18 protein-coding genes are annotated in these 22,796 nt (G+C 48.0%); 15 read left to right on the top strand and 3 right to left on the bottom strand.

Going from position 1 to position 22,796, the window contains the following annotated elements:
• Positions 1-50: 50 nt before the first annotated feature.
• The 12 genes from BM358_RS20625 to BM358_RS20570 all read left to right on the top strand — a co-directional run bounded on the left by BM358_RS20625 (position 51) and on the right by BM358_RS20570 (position 17,256).
• The gene (locus BM358_RS20625; protein WP_028541820.1) at positions 51-2,531 is read left to right on the top strand and encodes a glycoside hydrolase family 95 protein; all 2,481 of its coding nucleotides are present in this window, start codon (positions 51-53) and stop codon (positions 2,529-2,531) included.
• The gene (locus BM358_RS20620; RefSeq protein WP_025721514.1) at positions 2,528-3,874 is read left to right on the top strand and encodes a GH1 family beta-glucosidase; all 1,347 of its coding nucleotides are present in this window, start codon (positions 2,528-2,530) and stop codon (positions 3,872-3,874) included. Before BM358_RS20625 ends, BM358_RS20620 begins: the two co-directional genes overlap by 4 nt.
• A gap of 215 nt (positions 3,875-4,089) precedes the next feature.
• Positions 4,090-4,338, top strand: a complete 249-nt coding sequence (locus tag BM358_RS20615; RefSeq protein ID WP_013311984.1) for a hypothetical protein — start codon at positions 4,090-4,092, stop codon at positions 4,336-4,338.
• Positions 4,339-4,680: 342 nt separating this feature from the next.
• Positions 4,681-5,664 carry a ubiquinol oxidase subunit II gene (gene cyoA, locus BM358_RS20610; protein ID WP_023990329.1) on the top strand — a complete coding sequence of 328 codons (984 nt, stop codon included), beginning with the start codon at positions 4,681-4,683 and terminating at the stop codon, positions 5,662-5,664.
• 25 nt (positions 5,665-5,689) lie between these two features.
• On the top strand, positions 5,690-7,666 hold the full coding sequence (locus tag BM358_RS20605) for a cbb3-type cytochrome c oxidase subunit I (RefSeq protein ID WP_023990328.1): 1,977 nt from the start codon (positions 5,690-5,692) through the stop codon (positions 7,664-7,666).
• Positions 7,666-8,274 carry a cytochrome o ubiquinol oxidase subunit III gene (gene cyoC / locus BM358_RS20600; protein ID WP_023990327.1) on the top strand — a complete coding sequence of 203 codons (609 nt, stop codon included), beginning with the start codon at positions 7,666-7,668 and terminating at the stop codon, positions 8,272-8,274. Before BM358_RS20605 ends, cyoC begins: the two co-directional genes overlap by 1 nt.
• Positions 8,275-8,610 (top strand): cytochrome o ubiquinol oxidase subunit IV, encoded by a 336-nt coding sequence (cyoD, locus tag BM358_RS20595; protein ID WP_023990326.1) that lies wholly within the window; start codon positions 8,275-8,277, stop codon positions 8,608-8,610.
• Positions 8,611-8,813: 203 nt separating this feature from the next.
• Positions 8,814-9,938: an NADH:flavin oxidoreductase gene (locus tag BM358_RS20590; RefSeq protein ID WP_028541821.1), complete on the top strand. Its 1,125-nt coding sequence runs from the start codon at positions 8,814-8,816 to the stop codon at positions 9,936-9,938.
• Positions 9,939-10,086: 148 nt separating this feature from the next.
• A complete protein-coding gene (locus BM358_RS20585) occupies positions 10,087-10,455 on the top strand; it encodes an ArsR/SmtB family transcription factor (RefSeq protein ID WP_007432172.1) in 369 nt (122 codons plus the stop codon).
• A gap of 189 nt (positions 10,456-10,644) precedes the next feature.
• The gene (locus tag BM358_RS20580) at positions 10,645-13,086 is read left to right on the top strand and encodes a heavy metal translocating P-type ATPase (protein ID WP_028541822.1); all 2,442 of its coding nucleotides are present in this window, start codon (positions 10,645-10,647) and stop codon (positions 13,084-13,086) included.
• A gap of 306 nt (positions 13,087-13,392) precedes the next feature.
• Positions 13,393-14,844, top strand: a complete 1,452-nt coding sequence (locus BM358_RS20575) for an aldolase/citrate lyase/malate synthase family protein (RefSeq protein ID WP_023990323.1) — start codon at positions 13,393-13,395, stop codon at positions 14,842-14,844.
• A 429-nt stretch (positions 14,845-15,273) separates the two neighbouring features.
• The gene (locus BM358_RS20570) at positions 15,274-17,256 is read left to right on the top strand and encodes a heavy metal translocating P-type ATPase (protein ID WP_305728700.1); all 1,983 of its coding nucleotides are present in this window, start codon (positions 15,274-15,276) and stop codon (positions 17,254-17,256) included.
• A gap of 146 nt (positions 17,257-17,402) precedes the next feature.
• On the opposite strand, the gene BM358_RS20565 is transcribed toward BM358_RS20570, so the two are convergent.
• Together BM358_RS20565 and BM358_RS20560 are read right to left on the bottom strand one after the other, a co-directional pair.
• Entirely contained in the window at positions 17,403-18,926 is a 1,524-nt protein-coding gene (locus BM358_RS20565) for a DHA2 family efflux MFS transporter permease subunit (RefSeq protein WP_023990320.1), read from the bottom strand.
• 9 nt (positions 18,927-18,935) lie between these two features.
• On the bottom strand, positions 18,936-19,571 hold the full coding sequence (locus tag BM358_RS20560; RefSeq protein ID WP_028541823.1) for an HlyD family efflux transporter periplasmic adaptor subunit: 636 nt from the start codon (positions 19,569-19,571) through the stop codon (positions 18,936-18,938).
• Positions 19,572-19,704: 133 nt separating this feature from the next.
• Here BM358_RS20560 and BM358_RS20555 point away from each other — a divergent pair, with 133 nt between their 5' ends.
• Positions 19,705-20,259 (top strand): NAD(P)H-dependent oxidoreductase, encoded by a 555-nt coding sequence (locus BM358_RS20555; protein WP_028541824.1) that lies wholly within the window; start codon positions 19,705-19,707, stop codon positions 20,257-20,259.
• A 10-nt stretch (positions 20,260-20,269) separates the two neighbouring features.
• A complete protein-coding gene (locus tag BM358_RS20550) occupies positions 20,270-20,731 on the top strand; it encodes a hypothetical protein (RefSeq protein WP_028541825.1) in 462 nt (153 codons plus the stop codon).
• Positions 20,732-20,812: 81 nt separating this feature from the next.
• Here the strand turns inward: BM358_RS20550 and BM358_RS20545 are convergent, their stop codons facing one another.
• Positions 20,813-21,544 carry a ZIP family metal transporter gene (locus BM358_RS20545; protein WP_023990317.1) on the bottom strand — a complete coding sequence of 244 codons (732 nt, stop codon included), beginning with the start codon at positions 21,542-21,544 and terminating at the stop codon, positions 20,813-20,815.
• Between the two features lie 281 nt (positions 21,545-21,825).
• Here BM358_RS20545 and trxB point away from each other — a divergent pair, with 281 nt between their 5' ends.
• Positions 21,826-22,767 (top strand): thioredoxin-disulfide reductase, encoded by a 942-nt coding sequence (gene trxB / locus BM358_RS20540; RefSeq protein ID WP_028541826.1) that lies wholly within the window; start codon positions 21,826-21,828, stop codon positions 22,765-22,767.
• Positions 22,768-22,796 lie beyond the last annotated feature (29 nt).

Raw genomic sequence — 22,796 nt, 5'->3', positions numbered from 1 at the left:
GTCCATACGGGATTAGCGCTCTGTTTGATCTTGATAGGGGAGGGTTTGATGTGACGAAAAGCGAAAGACCACAGTCCCTGCGTTTATGGTATCGCCAGCCTGCTGAGGTATGGGAGGAAGCATTGCCAGTCGGCAATGGAAGACTGGGAGCTATGGTATTTGGCGGAATCAGAGAGGAGCATTTGCAATTAAACGAGGATACGCTCTGGTCCGGATTTCCCAGAGACGGCGTTCAGTATGATGCATTGCGATATTTGCAGCCTGTCAGAAAGCTGATTGCAGATGGAAAATACAAGGAAGCGGAACAACTGATTAATGCGAATATGCTAGGTCGCGATACGGAAGCCTATCAGCCTTTGGGAGATTTGTGGATTACGCAGGAGGGTCTAGGGGAAATAGCGCATTATGAACGGGAACTGGATTTGCTGACCGGAACGGCAGCGGTCACTTTTCAGAGTGATGCAGTTTGCTATACCCGTGAAGTTATCGCCAGTGCGCCAGATGGAGTCATGATGGTGTCACTGACTGCGAATAAGCTTGGGAAGATCCATGCATCCGTGCGCATCACTTCCCTCCATCCTTGTGAAGACGAGGTTGGAGAGGATATACATTTTGGTGATTCATCCAAATGGGATAGCGATAAGGAGGACGATCCATCCGAGGAGCCGTCCGGGGACTTTATTACGTTGACTGGACGAGCGCCCAGTCATGTGGAATCTAATTATCACGGCGATCATCCACAGTCTGTTGTTTATGAAAATGATTTGGGGATGGCTTTCGCAGTTCAGGCGAGGGTTATTCCCGAGGGAGGAACCTTGACGAAGGGTGCTGATGGAGCACTGATCATCTCAGGCGCGGATAAAATCACGGTGTATTTGGCAGCAGCTACCGGATTTCAGGGATTTCACGCTATGCCGAATAGTGATGCAACGGAGTCAGCAGAAGCATGTCAAGTCATTTTAGATGAAGCAATTTCGCTGGGAAGGGAGCAGGTGCGGCAACGCCATGAACAGGATCACCGAAAGCTGTTTGACCGCGTTGTATTAGAACTGAGAGGTGATACTTTAACCGACGACTCCGTTCTACCGACCGATCTGCGATTAGAACGTTATCAGAAAGGTCAGGACGACCCGGGGCTGGAGGTGCTGTTATTTCAGTATGGCCGCTATTTGCTCATGGGCAGCTCGCGTCCGGGGAGTCAGCCTGCCAATCTTCAGGGCATCTGGAATGACCGGGTGCAGCCGCCATGGAACAGTAATTATACAACCAATATTAATACTCAGATGAACTATTGGCCCGCAGAGGTATGCAATCTTGCCGAGTGCCATGAACCATTGCTGCACATGATTGGAGAAGTTGCTCGCACGGGACGGAGGGTAGCCTCCAACCATTATGGTGCTCAAGGGTGGGCAGCTCATCACAATGTAGATGTGTGGAGATACGCTGGACCTTCAGGGGGCCATGCCAGTTGGGCGTTTTGGCCGCTTGGGGGTGTATGGCTGACCGCCCATCTATGGGAGCGCTATCTGTTTACCCTGGATACAGCCTATTTGGCAGAACAAGCTTATCCACTCATGAAGGGGGCGGCAGCCTTTTGCATGGACTGGCTCGTGGAAGGCCCGGAGGGTTGGCTTGTGACATCCCCATCCACATCACCTGAAAATAAATTCAAAACGCCGGACGGCGAGGAATGCAGTATATCTATGGGCTCCACCATGGATATGACGCTGATTCGGGAGCTGTTGGGTAACTGCATTCAAGCTGCGGACCTGCTGGAATTAGACGATGAGTTCCGCAACCGCTGCGAGGAGACACGGGACAGGTTAATGCCCTATCAAATTGGCCGTCACGGTCAGTTACAGGAATGGTTTGTCGATTTTGAGGAAGCGGAGCCTGGGCATCGGCATGTCTCGCATCTATATGGGTTGTACCCCGGTCGACAAATTCACATCCGTGATACCCCGGAGCTGGCTGAGGCGGCCCGTATATCGCTGCGTCGACGGCTTGATCACGGTGGTGGGCACACCGGATGGAGCTGTGCCTGGTTGATTAACCTGTATGCTCGACTGGAAGATGGCGATGCCGCACATCGGTATGTTCGCACGTTGCTGTCGCGATCGACCTATCCTAATTTATTCGACGCTCACCCGCCTTTTCAGATCGACGGTAATTTTGGTGCGGCGGCGGGGATCGCAGAAATGCTGCTACAAAGCCGTCCGGGAGAGCTGACGTTACTGCCTGCCCTGCCAACGGCCTGGTCGGAGGGACGGGTCAGTGGATTGAAGGGACATGGCGGGATGACGGTCGGTATGGAATGGTCCGGTTCCCGGCTTGTCCGTGCTGAACTGGCCACATCCATCTCAGCAGGAAGCTGCACGATTCGCAGTGCACATCCGTTTAGCGCTGATGCCCGTCAGGCTCTGCCTGATCCTGAGCATGGAGGATTCATTTTGTCATGGATTTTTACCAAAGAGCAGGAAATAACGAACGGACATACGATTATAATTAAAGGAGAGGAAGAGACATTATGACCATTTTTCAATTTCCGCAGGACTTCATGTGGGGGACCGCGACGGCAGCCTATCAAATCGAGGGAGCTTATGAGGAGGATGGGAGAGGTTTGTCGATCTGGGATACCTTTGCCCATACGCCTGGCAAAGTATTCAACGGTGATAACGGCAATGTAGCTTGTGACAGCTATCATCGCTACGAGGAAGATATCCGCCTAATGAAGGAGCTGGGCATTCGTACATACCGTTTTTCAGTGTCCTGGCCGCGTATATTTCCCAATGGTGACGGTGAAGTCAATCAAGAAGGATTGGACTATTATCATCGCGTAGTCGATTTGTTGAACGAAAATGGGATTGAACCGTTTTGTACACTGTACCATTGGGATCTGCCTCAAGCGCTTCAGGATGCTGGAGGCTGGGAGAATCGTCGCACGATTCAAGCATTTGTCCAGTTTGCAGAAACGATGTTCCGCGAGTTTCACGGTAAAATACACCATTGGCTAACATTCAATGAACCGTGGTGCATCGCCTTTTTATCCAATATGCTGGGTGTTCATGCCCCGGGTCTGACCAATCTTCAGACAGCCATTGATGTAGGACATCATTTGCTAGTTGCGCATGGTCTTTCTGTGCGCCGCTTCCGCGAGCTGGGCACCAGTGGCCAGATCGGTATCGCTCCCAATGTCTCCTGGGCTGTTCCTTACAGCACATCTGAGGAAGATAAAGCCGCTTGTGCGCGCACCATTTCCCTGCACAGTGACTGGTTTCTTCAACCTATTTATCAAGGCTCGTATCCTCAGTTTTTGGTAGACTGGTTTGCGGAGCAGGGAGCCACCGTGCCTATTCAGGATGGGGATATGGATATTATCGGCGAGCCTATTGATATGATCGGTATCAATTACTATGCTATGTCAGTTAATCGTTTTAATCCTGAAGCCGGGTTTCTTCAATCTGAAGAAATCAATATGGGGCTACCTGTAACGGATATCGGTTGGCCAGTGGAGTCGCGTGGGCTGTACGAGGTACTGCATTATTTGCAAAAATACGGTAACCTCGATATTTATATCACAGAGAATGGGGCTTGCATCAACGATGATGTCGTGAATGGCAAGGTTCAGGATGACCGTCGTATTTCGTATATGCAGCAGCATTTGGTGCAGGTACACCGGGCTATTCATGACGGCCTTCATGTCAAAGGATATATGGCATGGTCACTTATGGACAATTTTGAGTGGGCAGAGGGATATAATATGAGATTTGGCATGATTCATGTCGATTTCCGCACACAGGTCCGCACCCCGAAGGAAAGTTACTATTGGTATCGAAATGTAGTAAGTAATAACTGGTTGGAGACCAGACGTTAAACGAAGAGATGTTTTGAAAATAAAGCAGATTTACGCCTGTCTCTGCTCCCTTTTGTTTGAATAGGAGGCCCTCTGGGGTAATAATAACCAAGATGAATGCAGGTTGTTTCAAGTATGTAGAGACAGCAGGAATAAAAAAATAAGAAGTGTGCATACTGAAAAAAATACCTGACGAGGGCGTTTTAAACCATTTTAAACCAGAGGGAGTGGAGGGTATGGCTTCGAATGTTAGGAAATCAGGATCAAATGATAACCAAATGAGCCGCACGGTATCTGTTATCGCTTGGATCGCCTGTATTGCAGGAATTATCCTTATTTTGCTTGATATAGGTAATTTAACTGATCGAAATATATATTTAATGACAGGTATTGGCTGCGTTGTTGCCGGGATTTTTATTTTTCTAGTTGGGAAATCATTTGTCATTGCACGCAAGAAAGAAGACCAGGAAAACGGCCGCAGTTAATACAATTTAAAAATGATTAAAGCAATATATACCGAAAACAACAATGTGGGGCTTCGAGCAGTGTAGGATGATAACTGTAAGGAGTCCCCTTTTTTCTTTAATATAACTTCTTTAAGATACACAAATAACGTTTTTATTATGTCATCTTTGTATTAATAAGAAATTTTGAATTTGCAAGAGAAATTTTATTTTTAGAGATGTTTTTCACAAAAAACGGACAAATAATCGACAATTCTGTTAACAATAAAAAAAGTGGCCGCTTTTCTGCTATCTTATATAAGGGCAACATTACAGGAGTTCGTAAGTTTTGAGTAATTTATTATTTAAGGAGAGGGGAACAACATGAACAAAAAACCAAAAGCGATTATTGCGTTGGTTTTGACCGTGCTCACGGTAGCATTGCTCATTTGGACGTGTTTTTATGCTGGCGGAAAATACGTTGTTTTCGATCCAAAAGGACCTATTGGGCAAGCACAAAAAGAGCTGATCATTCTTTCAACGTCTATGGCTGCACTGCTGATTGTACCGGTCATGATTTTGACTTTTTTCATCATTTGGCGATATCGCGACGCACCGGATAACAAAGCCAAGTACCAACCTCATTGGGATGACAGCAAAAAGCTGGAGACCGTATGGTGGGCTATTCCAATCATCGTTATCTGCATTCTTGCGGTTATAACTGCGAGATATACCTACTTGCTGGAGCCTTCCAAGCCGTTGGCAAGTACACAAAAGCCAGTAACCATTCAAGTGACTTCACTGGACTGGAAATGGCTCTTTATGTACCCTGAAGAAGGTATTGCTACAGTCAATGAAATTCACATTCCTAAAGGTGTTCCAGTCCGTTTTGAACTGACTGCCGACGCCCCGATGAACTCGTTCTGGATTCCGCAATTGGGCGGTCAGATCTACACCATGTCAGGCATGGCAATGAAACTGCATTTGCAGGCCGACCACGAAGGAACATACTTTGGTTCGGGTGCAAACTTTAGCGGTGAGCATTTTGGACAAATGCGTTTTGATGTAGAGGTTCAGTCGGATGAAGAGTACAAAAACTGGGTCGCTAACATCAAGAAGCAGTCTAAGCCGCTGACGAAAGACGGCTATTTGGCGCTTGCAAAACCAGGTTTGTCCCAACCTGATGAGTATTCTTCAATTCCAGATGGCTTGTTCCAAGACATTGTAAGCAAGTATGTAGTGGATGGCGCTTCTAACCCGCATGCTGGACATGGCGGACACACATCCACAGAAGGTTCTTCCAAGTCCGATACAGAAGATGAAGCTGCAATGGACATGAGTCATATGAATATGAGCGGACACCATTAAATGATTACAGGGAAGGAGGCCCCCAATGCTTGACAAAATAAAAGAGTTTGCATCCACTTTCTTCGTTACTGGAGACCCGATGATCTATGGAGCGGACGTTTCCATCGCACTAGCAACGATCGGGATCGTGTTTGTGCTCACTTATTTCAAAAAATGGGGCTGGCTTTGGAAAAACTGGTTGACTACCGTTGACCATAAAAAAGTCGGTATTATGTATATTCTTGCGGCCATCTTGATGTTATTCCGCGGAGGCGTGGATGCATTATTGATGCGTGTTCAACTTGCTACACCGGATGTTACACTACTGCATCCTGAGCATTACAACCAGATTTTTACAACACATGGCACGATCATGATCTTGTTTATGGCGATGCCGTTGATGTTTGGTTTGTTTAACATTGCCGTACCACTTCAAATTGGTGCGCGCGACGTTGCGTTCCCTTTCCTGAACGCATTGAGCTTCTGGCTTTTCTTTATGGGAGCGATGTTGTTCAACCTGTCCTTCGTTATCGGCGGTTCGCCAGATGCAGGTTGGTTGAGTTATCCACCGCTTTCAGAAATGCAATTTAGTCCCGGCGTTGGTCAGAACTTCTATATCTGGGGTATTCAGATTTCGGGTATAGGTTCATTGGCTACAGGGATCAACTTTATTGTTACTATCATTAAAATGCGTGCACCTGGTATGACTTGGATGAAGATTCCTGTCTTTACGTGGTCCGTATTTTCATCATGTGTTATTATCATTTTCGCGTTTCCAATTCTGACGGTTACTTTAGCCTTGCTATTCCTTGACCGCTTTGGAGGAGGACACTTCTTTACGCTTGATTTCGGCGGTAATCCGATGATGTATATCAACTTGATCTGGATGTGGGGTCACCCTGAGGTATACATTGTAGTTTTGCCGGCTTTCGGTATTTATTCCGAGGTCATCAGTGTATTCTCCAAAAAGAAATTGTTTGGATACAAGTCCATGGTTTACGCCATGTTCATTATTGCGATCTTGTCCTTCTTCACCTGGGCGCATCACTTCTTCACGATGGGATCAGGCGCAGATGTTAATGCATTCTTTGCGATTTCGACGATGGTTATCGCAATACCAACAGGGGTTAAAGTATTTAACTGGTTGTTCACGATGTATCGGGGTAAGATTACATTCAAGACCCCTATGATGTGGTCAATTGCTTTTATTCCTAACTTCTTGATTGCTGGTTTGACGGGCGTCATGTTGTCTGTAGCGCCTGCTGACTTCCAGTTCCATAACAGTTACTTCCTGATCGCTCACTTTCACTCCGCTCTGATTGGTGGTGTAGTGTTCGGTTACTTGGCAGGTCTGTACTATTGGTGGCCTAAAATGTTCGGTTTCACATTACCTGAAACGCCTGGTAAATGGGCTTTCTGGTTCTGGAACATCGGTTTCTATGTATGTTTTATTCCGCAATATTCTCTGGGTCTGATGGGTATGACGCGTCGTCTGAGCACTTATGGCTGGGATACCGGCTGGCAGCCGCTTAATCTCGTTTCGACCGTTGGGGCATTCCTGATGGGGATTGGTTTCTTGTTCCAGGTTCTTCAAATTCTTCTGGGCATCAAGAATTATCGTAAGCTGAAGGATACAACAGGCGACCCTTGGGGTGGCCATACGTTGGAATGGTCGATTCCTTCACCTGCACCGGAGTACAATTTTGCTACCATTCCACAAGTAGAAGAACGGGATGACTGGTGGGCAGAAAAAGATAAACGTGCAAAAGGTATTTTCAGAAAGCAGCCGCCAATTGAAGCGATTCATATGCCGAAGAACTCGGCGATTCCATTCATTATGTCGGTATTCTTTTTCATTGCAGGTTTCGGGTTCGTATTCGGATGGTCGTTCTTCTATATTCCAGGACTGATCGGTGTGGCAATTTGTATGATTTGCCGTTCGTTCTTCTCCTATGATGGCGACTACTATATCCCTGCGGATGAAGTAAAACGCACGGAAGCGGCAATAAGGGGGTCTGTATAATGGCACAAGCTGCAGCACACCAAAGCCATGATCATGACCACGGGCATCACGATCCGCAAGAATTGAAGATGCTTGGTTTTTGGATCTTCCTCGTAACGGACGTAATCCTGTTCAGTACCTTGTTCGCAACCTTCGTCGTCCTTCGGAACAACACAGCCGGAGGACCGGGTGGCGCAGAGCTGTTTAACATGACGGGCGTTATTATTGAAACGTTCCTCTTGCTCACGAGCAGCTTCACAAGTGGTCTGGCTGTGTTGGCCATGAACAAAGGAAGCATGAAGGGATTAATTAACTGGTTAATCGTGACGGCGATCCTGGGTCTTGGTTTTATCGGTTTTGAGGTTTACGAGTTTGTTGAGTTGGTACACGAAGGAGCCAATTTTGGAACCAGCGCGTTCTTGTCGGCATTCTTCACTTTAGTCGGAACGCATGGACTTCACGTTTCGTTAGGTCTGGTTTGGATGATTGGACTCATGTTCCAGTTGAAGAAACGCGGGCTTACACCAGAGACGAAGGGCAAAGTTTCGGCATTGAGCTTGTACTGGCACTTTTTGGACGCTGTCTGGATCTTCTTGCTGACAGTCGTCTATTTGATGGGGGTGATGTAGATGGCACAGCATCAAACAGGAGCGGGTTCGCATGGTCATGATGATTCTCACGGTTCAGTGAAATCCTATGTTATCGGGTTTATTCTGTCCATCGTACTGACCATCATTCCTCTCGGTGTGGTTATGAATCATATGTTGAGCCGCACTTCGACCATGGTTGTTATTTTAGCCGCGGCAGTGCTGCAATTTCTGGTTCAGCTTTTCTTCTTCATGCACATTCGTGAAAGCAATGGACCACGCTGGAATGTCATGACTTTGATTTTCGGGGTAGTTATCCTGTTGACCATTGTTGGTGGTTCTGTATGGATTATGGAATACAACATGGTAGCACACTAATAAGTCAGGATTTTTGCAAAATCACTCAAGTACAAACGAATTAGGAAAGAAGAAGCGGACTTAGAGCCGCTTCTTCTTTTTTTGTGTAGCTTATTAAAATTAAAACTGTGGCTTCTTGAACTCAAGTTTACATATGTGTAAAATGGAATTGTATAACAGTAGAGTGAAAACGATAATACTAGTAGAGAGCGGAGGGAAAATTAATGAACACAGAATTACTGTTTAAACCTTTTAAGGCAGGTAATTTATCTCTTCCCAATCGGATTGTTATGGCGCCTATGACACGGAATTTTTCTCCTCAAGGTATTCCAGGGCCTGAAGTGGCCGCGTATTATCGTCGCCGTGCGGAAAATGCAGTTGGATTGATTATTACGGAGGGCACTGCTATTAATCATCCTGCAGCTGTGGAGCACACAAGCATTCCTAATTTTTATGGAGAGGGATTAGAGGGATGGGCCAAGGTAGTTGAGGAGGTTCATGCGGTAGGTGGCAAGATTATACCGCAGCTCTGGCATGTGGGTACGGCCCGTAAAATAGGTGCAGATAATCAACCGAATCCCGAGGTATTGCCTGTCGGTCCGTCCGGTATTTCTCCCGCTGGTGAAAAGGTGGTCGAGCCATTGACGGAGGCTGAGATTGCGGATATTATCTCCGCTTATGCTCAGGCCGCTGCCGATGCCCAGCGAGTGGGGTTTGACGGTATTGAGCTTCATGGAGCACATGGCTATTTAATCGATCAATTTTTCTGGGACAAAACGAATAAGCGTACCGATCAATACGGAGGCAATTTGGTCCAGCGTACTCGGTTTGCGGTGGAGGTCATTGAGGCTTGCCGTCGTGCAGTGGGGCCGAATTTCCCAATTGTACTGCGATTCTCCCAGTGGAAGATGTATCACTATGAAGAAAAGCTGGCACAGACACCACAGGAACTTGAACAGTTTCTCACTCCATTAGTGAAGGCCGGGGTGGATATATTCCATTGCTCAAGCCGCCGTTTTTGGGAACCAGAATTTGAAGGGTCTGATCTAAACCTGGCAGCTTGGACCAAAAAGATAACAGGCAAGCCAGTTATTACTGTGGGCTCGATTGGTTTGGAGAAGGCCTTTTTGAGTGATTTGGAAAAAAATAATAATCGTCAAACCGATCAATCCAGTAGTGTAGAGGCAAGATTAGAACAACTCGTGGGGCAAGTAGAACGAGAGGAAGCTGATCTGGTTGCGGTTGGGCGTGCTTTGTTGGTTGATCCAGCGTTTGCGGTGAAGTTACGTGATCAACAAATAGAAGAAATTATTCCTTACAGTGATGAAGTATTAAAGACGTTGAATTAAGCTTTATGTCGTGTAAAGCTATAGTGTTAGGCAAGCATTGAAACTTGGAAGTTTTCTGTTACAGGGCAAGCTGTAATATAAGCTATTCGTAAACTCTACGAATTTGCTATAATAGAAGCATCAAGTCGAAATACACGGGGTGAAAAGGATGAATTCTGAAACGGAAGCTTTGGATTGCGAGCCGGCTTGTCACGGTTCAGATCAGGAAATCGAGCGCATAAAATCTTCCCTTGTCGAGGATTCCATCGCATACAAAATGTCGGAGCTGTTTAAAGCACTGGGTGACCCGACACGGATTAAGCTGATTTATGCCCTGGCACAAAAAGAATTGTGTGTTCATGATCTGACCCAGGTGTTGAACATGGGACAATCTGCGGTATCCCACCAGCTTCGCTATTTGCGCAACCTGCGTATTGTCAAACGACGCAAGGAAGGCAAGACGGTGTTTTATTCACTGGATGATAATCATGTGGAGCAGATCTTTTTGCAAACCCATCAGCACATATCACATCAATGATTTTTTGGAATAAAACAACAGTAGGGCGCCAAGTGATTGGCGCTCTTTTGGCGTTTGTCCGTTGAAGTCGATTTTTTTGTTAAAAAGGGGCTAGAGTCATTGACTTTTGACCCTGATCCTGAATATAATGGCCTTAACAAATAATATATGAACAGTTGCTCATATATAGTTAATTGGAGGCCGATGATTATGGATGCTCTAAAAAGAACGGAACGGCATGAATGGATTTTGGAAGGTTTGGATTGCGCCAACTGTGCTCTAAAGATTGAAAATGGAGTCAGTAAAATAGAAGGGGTCCTGGATTGCTCGGTCAATTTTGTTACGAAAACGTTGACGATGACCACAAGTTCGGATCAAAAAGAAGAGATTTTTCGCCAGACTGAACGGAAGGTTCACAGACTTGAGCCACATGTTCGGATGGTGGTAAAAAATGCTCGTGGACGCCTGCGTGAAGATAGTCGAAGCAATGCTGGTGCAGTACAGTCAGACTGCACAGAGGATTGTGCATGCGGTCATGAGCATGATGGTGAAGGTGAAGGGCATACACACGAGGTCGGGCAACATGCGGCTCACAGCCACGCTGGTCATCATCATGGAGCACATGGCAAGCAAGCCCATACGCACGATGGACACAACCACGGCGATCATGGACACGAGCATCACAACCACCATGCAGAGCACGAACATGGTGAAGCCACCCACGCTCATTCACATTCGCATGGAGATGATGGCCACGCTGGACATACGCATGATCACGGTACGGACGGTATGCGCCGCATGATTGCGCGTTTGGCTATTGGTGCGGTCGTTGCGGCTGTTGCCTGGTGGTTACCTGTCGAAGGTGTAGGCAAGCTGGCCCTATTTTTACTGGCATATATCATCGTTGGCGGTGATGTTGTCTTGCAGGCTGCGCGCAGCCTGGTGCGTGGAATGGCCTTTGACGAATACTTCCTGATGACGCTGGCTACTGTGGGTGCATTTGCGATTGGGGAATACCCGGAAGGCGTAGCTGTCATGTTCTTTTATCAAATCGGAGAGCTGTTTCAAGGCATTGCAGTTAACCGTTCACGTAAGTCCATCAGTGATCTGATGGATATTAGACCGGACTATGCCAACCTGAAGACGGCTGAGTCCGTACGGAGAGTGTCCCCAGAAGACGTTCGCATTGGGGATTTGATTGTAATTAAGCCGGGCGAGAAGATCCCGCTGGATGGTAAAGTTATAGATGGTAAATCGCATGTGGATACCTCTGCGTTGACTGGTGAATCGGTGCCTCGTACTGTAGAGCCGGGAAGCAGTGTGTTGAGTGGATTTATCAATACGAACGGACTTCTAACGGTAGAGGTTATCAAAGAATTTAGTGAATCCGCGGTCTCTAAAATTTTGGAATTAGTGCAAAATGCGAGTGCCAAAAAAGCGCCGACTGAAAAGTTTATCACGAAATTTTCCAGATACTATACTCCAGTAGTGGTTATTGTAGCGCTGTTGTTGGCGGTTGTTCCACCGCTTGTTGTGCCAGGTGCACAATTTGCAGATTGGGTATACCGTGCGCTTGTTTTCCTCGTTATTTCTTGTCCTTGTGCGCTGGTAGTATCCATTCCACTGGGCTTCTTTGGGGGAATCGGGGCAGCCTCCCGTTCAGGTATTCTGATCAAGGGCGGGAACTATCTTGAAGCTCTGAATCATGTGAAATACGCTGTTTTCGATAAAACGGGCACACTCACCAAAGGTGTTTTCCGTGTAACAGGGATTTATCCTGCCGGAGATTTTACAAACGAAAGCTTGCTCGAAACCGCCGCTTTGGCTGAGCTGCATTCCACACACCCTATTGCTGCGTCTTTGCGTGAATCCTACGGTAAAGAACTCAGAGCAGACCGAGTTCAGCAATATAGTGAAATATCGGGTCACGGGATTCAGGCACAAATAGATGGTCGTCTGGTATCGGCCGGGAACGCCAAGCTGATGGAGCGGGAGCATGTGGTTTTTAACGCGGCGCAGCAAGCAGGGACGCTGGATGAAGGAACGGTCGTACATGTGGCTGTAGACGGAACGTATGCTGGGTGCATTCTGATTTCAGATGAGGTTAAGGAAGACGCAGCCCAAACGGTTGCTTCACTGAAAAAGTTGGGTGTGGTGAAAACCATCATGCTGACGGGTGACAATCGGACAGTTGCCGAGGCTGTAGGACGACAGCTGGGTTTGGATGAAGTACGGGCAGAGCTGTTACCTCAACACAAAGCTGAAGCCATCGAGCAGTTGTCTGCAAGTAAAAAAACGAGCGACAAAATTTTGTTCGTAGGCGATGGGATTAATGATACACCCGTACTGGCACTGGCAGATGTCGGTGTAGCGATGGGCGGTTTGGGATCGGATGCTGCGATTGAGGCGGCAGATATCGTAATCATGAACGACGAGCCTTCAAGGCTAGTTACGGCGATCCATATCGCTAAGCGCACACGTCGTATCGTATGGCAAAACATTATATTTGCGCTAGGCGTCAAAGCTGTGTTTCTTACGCTGGGAGCATTCGGTATTGCTACTATGTGGGAGGCTGTATTTTCCGATGTAGGTGTAACATTGCTAGCCGTATTGAATGTGATGCGTGTATTGAAGGTTCGTTCTTACGAATAAAAATAAACACCCCTGGGTTAGCATTGGATGTATAGGCATCCTGTGAAGACCGGGGGTGTTTATTTTATAGGTTCCTTTTTCGAGTGGTCTTGTGCCAGCAGTATAGAGATTTATTTTGGGATGTAGGGTGGTTGTGCCCAGATGTATAAATGTGTGACGTGCCTAATACGTTAAGGTAGGGGCTTTACAGGTAAGGCCCATGTAAGATTCGGTTGCTCCATAATGAGTAAGCGTTTTCTTTGTTTGGAGGGGTACTCGAATTCGTGTGTGCCAACTTGCTGACGGAAGAAAGGATGGATTAATAGCATGGAGGCTAAACTGATGCATGTATTCGCAGAGCTGTTGGGTGGCAAAAACAGCCGGGATCTCAAAGTTCCAGAGTCGGGTACGGAGGCTGCTGCACAGAGGTTGGCTATGGAGACGCTAAGGGCAGGCAGCCATGAAGTATCTGCTACGCAGGAGGAAGATCCGTTGGGCTGGCTGGTTGGTTTAGCTGAGCAGGGCGTAATCAGTCGAGCGGAGGCTTTGATGGCTGCGAATCCGGAATTACTTGGGGAAACGATGCTGAATAACAGCAACGATATTGGGCAAGCAATGGGCACACTCCTAAAATGGAGCGATGAATACAGGCGTACCTCCATACGGATTTATGCCGATGCTCCTGCAAGTTTGAGTCGCATCAGTACAGAGACAGCATCAGAAATAGGCAGTTTTGACGGTTATAGTCTTCTGCATGGTCCCTTGTCACAGGCATCTGGCCGCGTGGGGGAATTATGCTATGCCTATCTGGACGTAGCTGAGTCTGGACAGATGATTCATGCCCCTGACGGGGAGCCCGATCCCATCCTTATTCCCGGTTCTCGTGCATCTGACACGTACAAAACCTTTAACCAGGCATCTGGCCTGCCTGGATTGTGTGAGCATTTGTCCCGCCGAATTATCAGTTTGCTGGAAACAGAATATGAAGGCTTATTCGAGTCTTTGAACGGATCACCACTCACTATAGCTCTAATTGAGCAAAACAATGCAGTGGGTCTTGGAAGCCTGCAAGATATGCAGCTGGAGGCATTACTGCGTGCGGCGTTACGGAGCGTGCGGCAGGGGGGGGAACCCAAGCTGGAGATTATGGTGCGCAATCCGGCTGACGTGGACGAATTCCGGGCAACCCGAGACTGGATTGACGGCGTTGCGGAGCAGACCTTATGCGAACGTCTTCGGTGCATTCCATATCGGGTAGGCGTACTTTTGACAGTTGATCCGTCTTTGGTGCCTAACGTAAGCCAAACAGGGAACAGGCCAGCCGCACGGTCGGGGGAGTCAGCCAACCCCAATAACATGTCCGAAGTGGGCGCACGACAGATCAAGCAGGTGGCTCAAGCTGCAGATCTGGCACGCTTTGCCGATACGATCATTTTAGAAGTCATACCAACTCCATCCGATGACATTAGGGCTGAGAATCAGTTGATTCCATCCGGTGTCGATGGTCATGTGAATACTAGTGATACGATAAAATGCATAATGGAGGCTGTTCGGCGTGTAAAGCCCGAGCTTCCTTTATGGGTAGCAATAGATGAAATTAACCAGTCTCTGGAAGGGATTTCGATCTGGGAGAATGAGCTGACGGGGGTCATTTGCCCGGACACAGCAGTTCCCGCTGCACGCCTTGCGGCTGCGCGTTTGGAACTGCAACAGCCCGCAGATCGTCAGCACACTTCAGGAACTGCACACAACCATGCGTGGAAGTTTCCTTTAGCCTGAAGATAACCCGAATTCATGTAATAGAGGATTTTGCAAAAATCCAATAAGCGACTTTCAATGAACAATATATAGATCGAAATGGTCTAGTTCGTCTATATATTGCACTTTGGAGCGACTGGAATCGAATTTTGCAAATCCTGAATAGGATACTTTAAATAGGGAGGATACCTGCGGTGTTTGCGCGGGTATCTTTTTTTATTTAGGCCATTACTGGTTTACAAGTGGAAAAGAAAAGGTATATAATAAAACAAAAGTTTCACTAAACCAAAATAATTGTATAGATGCAAAAATGATTATCATTCTCATTGCCAAACATGCTGCTTCGGGCTTCCCGAAGCAGCATGTGCTATTTTAAGGCACTTAACAATGGATATCATTCTCAATGAGATGCTAGTACAAGGAACAAAATATGGAAAGGAACGTGACATGATGCAAGCTGCTCAACGATTACAAGATACATTGTCTTCCTCTAACCGAACCCTTTCAAAAAACAGTGGCAGCGGACGACCCGGTCCGAATCGCAAGCCGCAATTTCAGCTTAAAAGCATGCTGAAAAACAAGGAGATGCAAGCTGCTCTAGGTAGTGGATTGCTGATGCTAATGGCATGGGGGATTTCACATTGGTGGCAATGGCTATCGGTCATTCTGTATGTGGTGTCTTACGCCCTTGGGGGCTGGTCCAAAGCCAGAGAAGGGATCGAAACACTGATCCGAGAACATGATCTGGATGTTAATCTGCTCATGATCGCTGCCTCCCTAGGAGCTGCGGCCATTGGCTATTGGAATGAAGGAGCCATGCTGATCTTTATTTTTGCACTCAGCGGTGCGCTGGAGAGCTATACCACCGAGCGTAGTAGTAAGGATATTTCTGAGCTCATGGCGTTGAAGCCGGAAACGGCTTTGCGCTTGTCTCGCGAGGGGACGGAAACGGTCGGCATTGAGCAGCTGTTGCCAGGCGACCTGCTGCTGGTGAAGCCGGGCGAACTGATTCCGGCGGACGGGCGAATCTCCAAGGGCGTTTCGGCAGTGAATCAGGCATCTATTACCGGGGAATCTGTTCCGGTAAATAAGGTGGAAGGTGACGAAGTATATGCCGGCACCATTAATGGAGAAGGCGTGCTATATGTAGAGGTTAGTCAGTCCTCGGAGGACACTTTATTTTCAAAAATCATTCGTATGGTGGAAGAGGCTCAGACCGAAGTTCCTGATTCCCAGCGGTTTATTAAAACGTTCGAATCGGTGTACGCTCGAATTGTTGTTGCTGTCACGCTGATCGTCATTGCCGGTGCACCCATAGCATTAGGCTGGACGTGGGCAGCAGCGTTCTACAAGGCTATGGTGTTCCTCGTCGTGGCCTCACCCTGTGCGCTCGTGTCATCCATTATGCCAGTGATGCTATCGGCCATTTCCAACCGTGCCCGGCGGGGCATCCTGTTCAAAGGTGGCGCACATGTGGAGAATATGGCATTGACTTCTGTTGTTGCTTTTGACAAAACAGGCACGTTAACGATGGGGTCACCTGTCGTCACGGATTGGATTACCGCCGCAGAATACGATGCCGATGAGCTATTGCACATTGTCGCTACAATCGAAAGTTATTCTTTGCATCCGCTGGCGCGAGCGATTGTAGCCAAAGCCGAAGCTGAATGGGGACAGAGAGAGCTGCTCCCAACCGAGCAAGTGCAGGCACTCACCGGATGGGGGATGGAAGGCATCATAGGCGGGGTGAAGTGGAAAATCGGTCGTACAAATGTACTGGATGGACCTAGTCCTCTGGCAGAGCCACAGTGGATGGAGAGTCGGGCCCGGCTGGAAGCTGAGGGCAAAACCGTATCCATTATCCTCGCGGATGATCGGATTGCCGGGATGCTGGCACTACGCGACGAGCTGCGTCCGCAGGCCCAAGAGTCCGTGAAACGCCTGCAAGCGCAGGGGATCTGGGTCGTCATGCTGACCGGAGACCGCCCAGAAACGGCTGCTGTGATCGCGGAGCAGGCCGGAGTCGACGCCGTATATGCTGGCTTAATGCCGGAGGACAAAGTCAGCCATATTCGCATGCTGCGGGAGCAGTACGGGCATGTCGTCATGGTCGGCGACGGTGTGAATGACGCTCCAGCGTTGACTGCGGCAACCGTAGGACTAGGCATGGGGATGCATGGCAGCGGAGCAGCGCTAGAGGTCGCTGACGTGGTACTGATGAACGATGGAATCGAGGAGATTGCTCCGACGATAGCACTGGCGCGCAAGGCGCAGCGGGTGGTCAAACAAAATATGATCTTCGCGGTAAGTGTCATTTTGCTGCTTGTGATCAGCAACTTTGTGCAAGATATAGCCCTGCCATTTGGGGTTATTGGGCATGAAGGCAGCACATTACTTGTCATTTTGAATGGCCTGCGCTTATTGCGGTCATAGGACTAATAATTACAAGATGACAAACAGGAAGGAGCATTCATACCTCTTAAAATCCAGGGGGATGAATGCTCCTTCTTTTGCAGTGCCAGCCTATCTGTCTGAAAGGCAAGTTCATCTCATACCTCTAGTTCGCTAACGCTGTACGTCTATCTTCGTCGCGGTGTAGACCGTCGCAAGAACAAGGAAAACAATAGCCCTGCAAGTGCAATCCCTGTAGCAATGATGAAGGCATCATTAATGCCATGGATCGTCGATTCCGTAACGGCACTGCGGTACACCTGTTGTAGCGCCAACGCTGAACCACTTTCTGTTGAAACGCCCGCTGTTTGCGCGAGGGTTTGTCCCAACTGTGCTACTCCTTCGGTTAAAGGAACATTGGCGGTGGTAGCGACATTCGCATAATCCGCTACATGAATCGTGGTCCGGCTGCTCATTACAGTAATGAGCCAAGCGGTACCGATAGACCCAGCGATTTGCCGTACTGTGTTGGACATGGCTGTACCGTGGCTACCGAGATGGGCAGGTAGCTGGTTTAGCCCTTCCGTCTGGACGGACATCATCAGCAATGACATTCCGAAGCTGCGAATCGTATAGATGATCATAATATGTCCGTAGGTGGTGGCATCGGTCAGCAGACTGAATTCCCATGTCGTGACTGCCGTAATGATCAGTCCAATGATCGCCAACGGCCTCGCGCCGATACGGTCAAATACTGCCCCTGATATCGGTGACATCACACCCATCAGCAGTGCACCCGGCAACAGCAGCAGACCGGATTGCAGCGGTGTAAAGCCGCGTATATTTTGCAAATAGATCGGCAGCAGCAGCATCCCGCCGAACATTGTCATGTTCACGGTAGCCCCGACTAAGGTCGATACAGTGAAAATATCATATTTAAACACACGGAACTCCAGCATCGGTTGTATCATGTTCAGCTCACGTACGATAAACATTACAATAAACACAATCCCGGCAGCGAGTGTAAGTATTACCGTATTGCTACTCCAGCCTTTGTCTCCAGCTGAACTAAAGCCATACAGCAGAAAGCCAAAACCAAGGGTGGAAAAGATGGTTCCCAACAGGTCAAAGTTCGGTTTTGTTAGCTTGGATACATTTTTGAGCCAGCGTATGGCGAACAGAATATCAATGATCGCCAGCGGAATAACCAGCAAAAATAGCAGCCGCCAGCTGTAATGCTCCACAATCCAGCCAGATAAAGTCGGTCCAATCGCCGGGGCAAACATCATGGCGATCCCCATGGTACCCATGGCAGCGCCCCGTTTTTCCGGAGGAAACACAGTCAGGAACACGTTCATGACCACAGGCATGATGATGCCCGCTCCGCTGGCCTGGATAACGCGTCCAACCAGCATAGGCGCAAAGCCGGTACTGGCAGCACAGACGACAGACCCGGCAGTAAATAACCCCATCGCGGATATGAACAGCGCACGTGTTCCGAATGACTCAATCAGAAAAGCGGTGATTGGAATCAAAATCCCGTTGGTTAGCATATATCCGGTGGATAGCCATTGAACGGTCGTTGCAGATACATTGAAATCATTCATCAAGTGTGGAATGGCCACGTTAAGCAGCGTTTGATTCAAAATCGAAATGAAGGCGCCTAGCAGCAGCACGGACAGAATACGTCCGACGGACATTTTTTGATCCATGACAGCCTCCTACTTGTGAACTCTGATGGTCGCACTCATTCCCGGGATAATACCCAGCCCTTTATAACCTTGAATGGAAATGTTGACAGGCACGACCTGTGTCACCTTGGTATAGTTGGCAGTGGTGTTAGAAGTGGGCAGTAGTGAAAAAGTTGATGCGGTCGCCAGACCGATCTTTTCGAGTTTACCGCTCAGGGACGTATCCGGGTAAGCATCAATATATACATCTACGGTCTGTCCTACTTGAAGATCCTGTACAGCCGTTTCGTCTATATTGGCGGTAATCCATAAATTGTTTAGATCAAAAGCCTTCGCTAAAGGCGTGCCTGCCCCAACAATCGAGTTATTGACCGCAGATTGCTGCACGATGGTACCATCGGTTGGAATCGTAACGCTAATTCGACTTCCGCCTCCTTCTACATTCCCAAGCGTGCTTCCAGCGGTGTAGGTTTTACCAACTTCAGCATTCCAGCCTGTGAGCTTGCCCGCGCTTGGAGAGGCAACGGTAACCGCTTGTCCGCTCACTTGGGCATTATCGGTTTTTATGTAGTTGGCGGATTGATTATAGTAATAGGCGGCGGCTCCACCTCCTGCCAGAATAATGATAATAACTAGCAGGTTGACTAATATGGCGCGTGAATTCATGTGTAACATGCCTCCCTAGTTCTTGGATTTTCAAAGTATGCGTCAAACGATTCATAATATTCAGATGGATTTTGGGCAAGGTTAAGAGCGCATGCGAAAAGGATGATTTTGCTGACAAAGGATGATGCGCATAATGACGACCAGAATCATGATTGTATATGACAGTGAAAATGAGCATACCGAACGTCTCGCTCGCTCCATCGCAGAAGGCGCGCGCCTTGAGCACACGGAAGTGTTGCTAAAGCATGTGAACGAGGCCGATGTGAACGAGCTAGTGAATGTGGACGCGATCATATGGGGTTGCCCGGGCCATTTTGGTACCATTAGTAGCGGTCTGAAAAGCTGGATTGATAAGCTGGGGTATCTGTGGGCACAGGGCAAGCTGGTGGATAAAATCGGCGCTGTGTTTTGCACAACCGCTACTGTTCATGGTGGATTAGAATCCACACTTCTGAATTTGATTACTCCGATGCTTCATCAAGGCATGATTGTTGTAGGACTGCCAGCTAATATTACGGAAAATGCGTTATACGGCTCCTATTACGGCGTAGGGATAACATGTCCGGTGGAGACAGACCCCAATGGACCGCCTAATCTTCCAACGGGTGATGATCTTGCACTAGGTCGCTCTTTGGGCAAACGGGTCGCTGAGATAGCGAGACGGTACCGTAGCGCTGAAAGAGAATAGGAGGCCGCCGATGACCATTGCTTTTATCGTAGTAGCTGCGGTTGCCTTTATTTTTTTGCTGGTATTTAATACGAAGATGACGCGCAAGTCCTCTCCCAAGACTCACCCCATCGAAGAGGATACACGGCAAAGAAGCAAACGTCCTTATCCTGTGCAGGTGGAACCCGAGGTGCGTGAATTGACAGATCATACGCGAGAGATGCAGCATAAAAATCTCGACGTCGAAGAACATCATGCCGAGGAGCATCACAATATGCCGGATATCCAGACGGATAAGAAGGTAGAAAAGGATCGCGAGAACATCAAAGATGCTTACGGAGATCAGGATTATCGTGCGGCTTTACGTGGTTTTGCTGGAAAAGACGAAGAAAAGGATGGACGTTCCCAAATATCCAATGGAGAGAAGGAGACTCACAAAAGTGAGGACGAGCAGTACCGTGAAGCACTGCGCTCCATGAACCAAAAAAAATGAGGTATCTCTATTTGAACATGCCAAAAAGGCTGCTTATCTGTCTGGATTACAGGCAGAAGGCAGCCTTTTTGTGTTGCTCGGCTATAGCCATTCGGTTAGCCCAATCATCGTAATTAAGCCGAGAATAAAAGAGAATGTGGCGATCCGCTGATTGCCATCCCCGTGACTCTCGGGAATCAGTTCCTTGTAGACGATAAACATCATGGCTCCAGCGGCAAAAGCAAGCCCATAAGGTACCAGTCCGTTCACCCAGCTGCTCAAATAAAAGCCGATCAGACTCGTTATGATTTCCACGGCTCCAGTGAGGGTAGCAATGCCCAATGCCTTGAAACGGCCGATGTTTTGATTCACAAGGAATAGTGCTACGATAAAGCCTTCCGGGGCATTTTGCAGGCCGATAGAGAAGGCGATCAGATTGCCGAGATTGTGAGTCTCACTTGCATAGCTGACTCCCACGGAAAGCCCTTCTGGCAAATTGTGCAATGTAATAGCTGCGATAATGAGAAAAGATTTGGACTCCAGATGAAAGGTCTTGGAGTCCGGGTCCTCCAAATCCGCATGGGGAATATACATTTCCATCACCAGTAATACGAGACAGCCGAGCAGGATTCCCGCAGTCAGCACGAACCAATTGGAATGCTGGATCGCTTCGGGAATGAGGTTATACACGGATGCAGAGGTCATAATTCCTGCGGCATAAGCCAACAAAACATCGCGAAGCCGATGCGTGATATTACGCATAAATAGTATGGGCACGGCGCCGAGTCCAGTGGACAGGGCAGAAATAAAGCTACCTACAAAAACGTCATTCATAATCGGGATAATCCCTCCATACCTGATTTATCTTTAAGCTTCGCTTCATGAAAACTTCATTTGACTGTTTACAGCTATTTCCGCATAATGAAATTAGGATTTAGAATCAGTCTAAGTCATAAGAACCTACAAAACAAGTGATTCGTTTTTGCAATATCCGGGTGTCCACATTTTGGGATAAGCTTCTGGTGGAATTACTTTTAGAGTATATGCAGCTGCCCAGCGCCCGGTACCGAAAACTCGTTATATAATACTTATGATATTTTAGGAGGAACCAAGATATGTACAAGTCCATTATTATAGGTACCGGCCCTGCCGGTTTGACCGCTGCAATTTATCTGGCACGCGCTAACATGAGCCCACTGGTGATCGAAGGACCACAGCCAGGCGGACAATTAACCACGACTACGGAAGTCGAAAATTTCCCAGGTTTTCCTGAAGGAATCATGGGGCCCGATTTGATGGATAATATGCGTAAGCAAGCAGAGCGTTTTGGCGCTGAATTCCGCACAGGTTGGGTAAACAAGGTAGACACAACTGCTCGTCCATTTACATTGGATGTAGAAGGTTTGGGTGAACTGGTTACCGATACACTGATTATTTCCACAGGGGCGACTGCCAAATATCTGGGTATTCCCGGTGAACAGGATAATATCGGACGTGGCGTAAGCACTTGTGCAACATGCGACGGCTTCTTTTTCCGTGGCAAAGAAATTGTTGTCATCGGCGGTGGAGACTCTGCATTGGAAGAAGCCAATTTCCTGACTCGTTTTGCCTCCAAAGTAACGTTGGTGCATCGTCGTGAAGAAATGCGCGCCTCCAAAATTATGCAGGATCGTGCTCGTGCGAACAACAAAATTGAATGGGCGCTTAATCGTACTCCTGTAGAAGTGATCGCTGACGAGAACGGAGTCACTGGCTTGAAAGTGCTGAATAATGCAACAGGCGAAGAGGAGACCATTACAGTTAGCGGCGTATTCGTGGCGATTGGTCATCATCCGAATACAGGCTTCCTCGAGGGGCAAATTACAACGGATGCCAACGGTTATATCGTCGTAAATCCGGGGACTTCTGAAACAAACGTGCCAGGCGTATTCGCTTGTGGCGACGTACAGGATACACGCTACAGACAAGCAATTACCGCAGCAGGTAGTGGCTGCATGGCTGCTATGGACAGCGAGAAATACATCGAAAGCTTGGAGCACAGCGCACTGGCCCTGTAATGATCTTCGCAAGGTTGAATAAATATGAT

It is taken from the genome of Paenibacillus sp. cl130 (assembly GCF_900116035.1).
Classification (GTDB): Bacteria; Bacillota; Bacilli; order Paenibacillales; family Paenibacillaceae; genus Paenibacillus; species Paenibacillus polymyxa_B.
This window is presented reverse-complemented; position numbering and strand designations above follow the sequence as displayed.

What these genes read in the sequence shown, in the direction of transcription:
- BM358_RS20575 (WP_023990323.1), top strand. Translation starts at nt 13,393, where the DNA reads ATGGAGGCTAAACTGATGCATGTATTCGCAGAGCTGTTGGGTGGCAAA.
- BM358_RS20565 (WP_023990320.1), bottom strand. Translation starts at nt 18,926, where the DNA reads ATGGATCAAAAAATGTCCGTCGGACGTATTCTGTCCGTGCTGCTGCTA.
- cyoD (WP_023990326.1), top strand. Translation starts at nt 8,275, where the DNA reads ATGGCACAGCATCAAACAGGAGCGGGTTCGCATGGTCATGATGATTCT.
- BM358_RS20620 (WP_025721514.1), top strand. Translation starts at nt 2,528, where the DNA reads ATGACCATTTTTCAATTTCCGCAGGACTTCATGTGGGGGACCGCGACG.
- BM358_RS20585 (WP_007432172.1), top strand. Translation starts at nt 10,087, where the DNA reads ATGAATTCTGAAACGGAAGCTTTGGATTGCGAGCCGGCTTGTCACGGT.
- BM358_RS20550 (WP_028541825.1), top strand. Translation starts at nt 20,270, where the DNA reads ATGACCATTGCTTTTATCGTAGTAGCTGCGGTTGCCTTTATTTTTTTG.
- BM358_RS20545 (WP_023990317.1), bottom strand. Translation starts at nt 21,544, where the DNA reads ATGAATGACGTTTTTGTAGGTAGCTTTATTTCTGCCCTGTCCACTGGA.
- BM358_RS20560 (WP_028541823.1), bottom strand. Translation starts at nt 19,571, where the DNA reads ATGAATTCACGCGCCATATTAGTCAACCTGCTAGTTATTATCATTATT.
- BM358_RS20580 (WP_028541822.1), top strand. Translation starts at nt 10,645, where the DNA reads ATGGATGCTCTAAAAAGAACGGAACGGCATGAATGGATTTTGGAAGGT.
- cyoC (WP_023990327.1), top strand. Translation starts at nt 7,666, where the DNA reads ATGGCACAAGCTGCAGCACACCAAAGCCATGATCATGACCACGGGCAT.
- BM358_RS20590 (WP_028541821.1), top strand. Translation starts at nt 8,814, where the DNA reads ATGAACACAGAATTACTGTTTAAACCTTTTAAGGCAGGTAATTTATCT.
- BM358_RS20615 (WP_013311984.1), top strand. Translation starts at nt 4,090, where the DNA reads ATGGCTTCGAATGTTAGGAAATCAGGATCAAATGATAACCAAATGAGC.
- BM358_RS20555 (WP_028541824.1), top strand. Translation starts at nt 19,705, where the DNA reads ATGACGACCAGAATCATGATTGTATATGACAGTGAAAATGAGCATACC.
- BM358_RS20570 (WP_305728700.1), top strand. Translation starts at nt 15,274, where the DNA reads ATGCAAGCTGCTCAACGATTACAAGATACATTGTCTTCCTCTAACCGA.
- cyoA (WP_023990329.1), top strand. Translation starts at nt 4,681, where the DNA reads ATGAACAAAAAACCAAAAGCGATTATTGCGTTGGTTTTGACCGTGCTC.
- BM358_RS20605 (WP_023990328.1), top strand. Translation starts at nt 5,690, where the DNA reads ATGCTTGACAAAATAAAAGAGTTTGCATCCACTTTCTTCGTTACTGGA.
- trxB (WP_028541826.1), top strand. Translation starts at nt 21,826, where the DNA reads ATGTACAAGTCCATTATTATAGGTACCGGCCCTGCCGGTTTGACCGCT.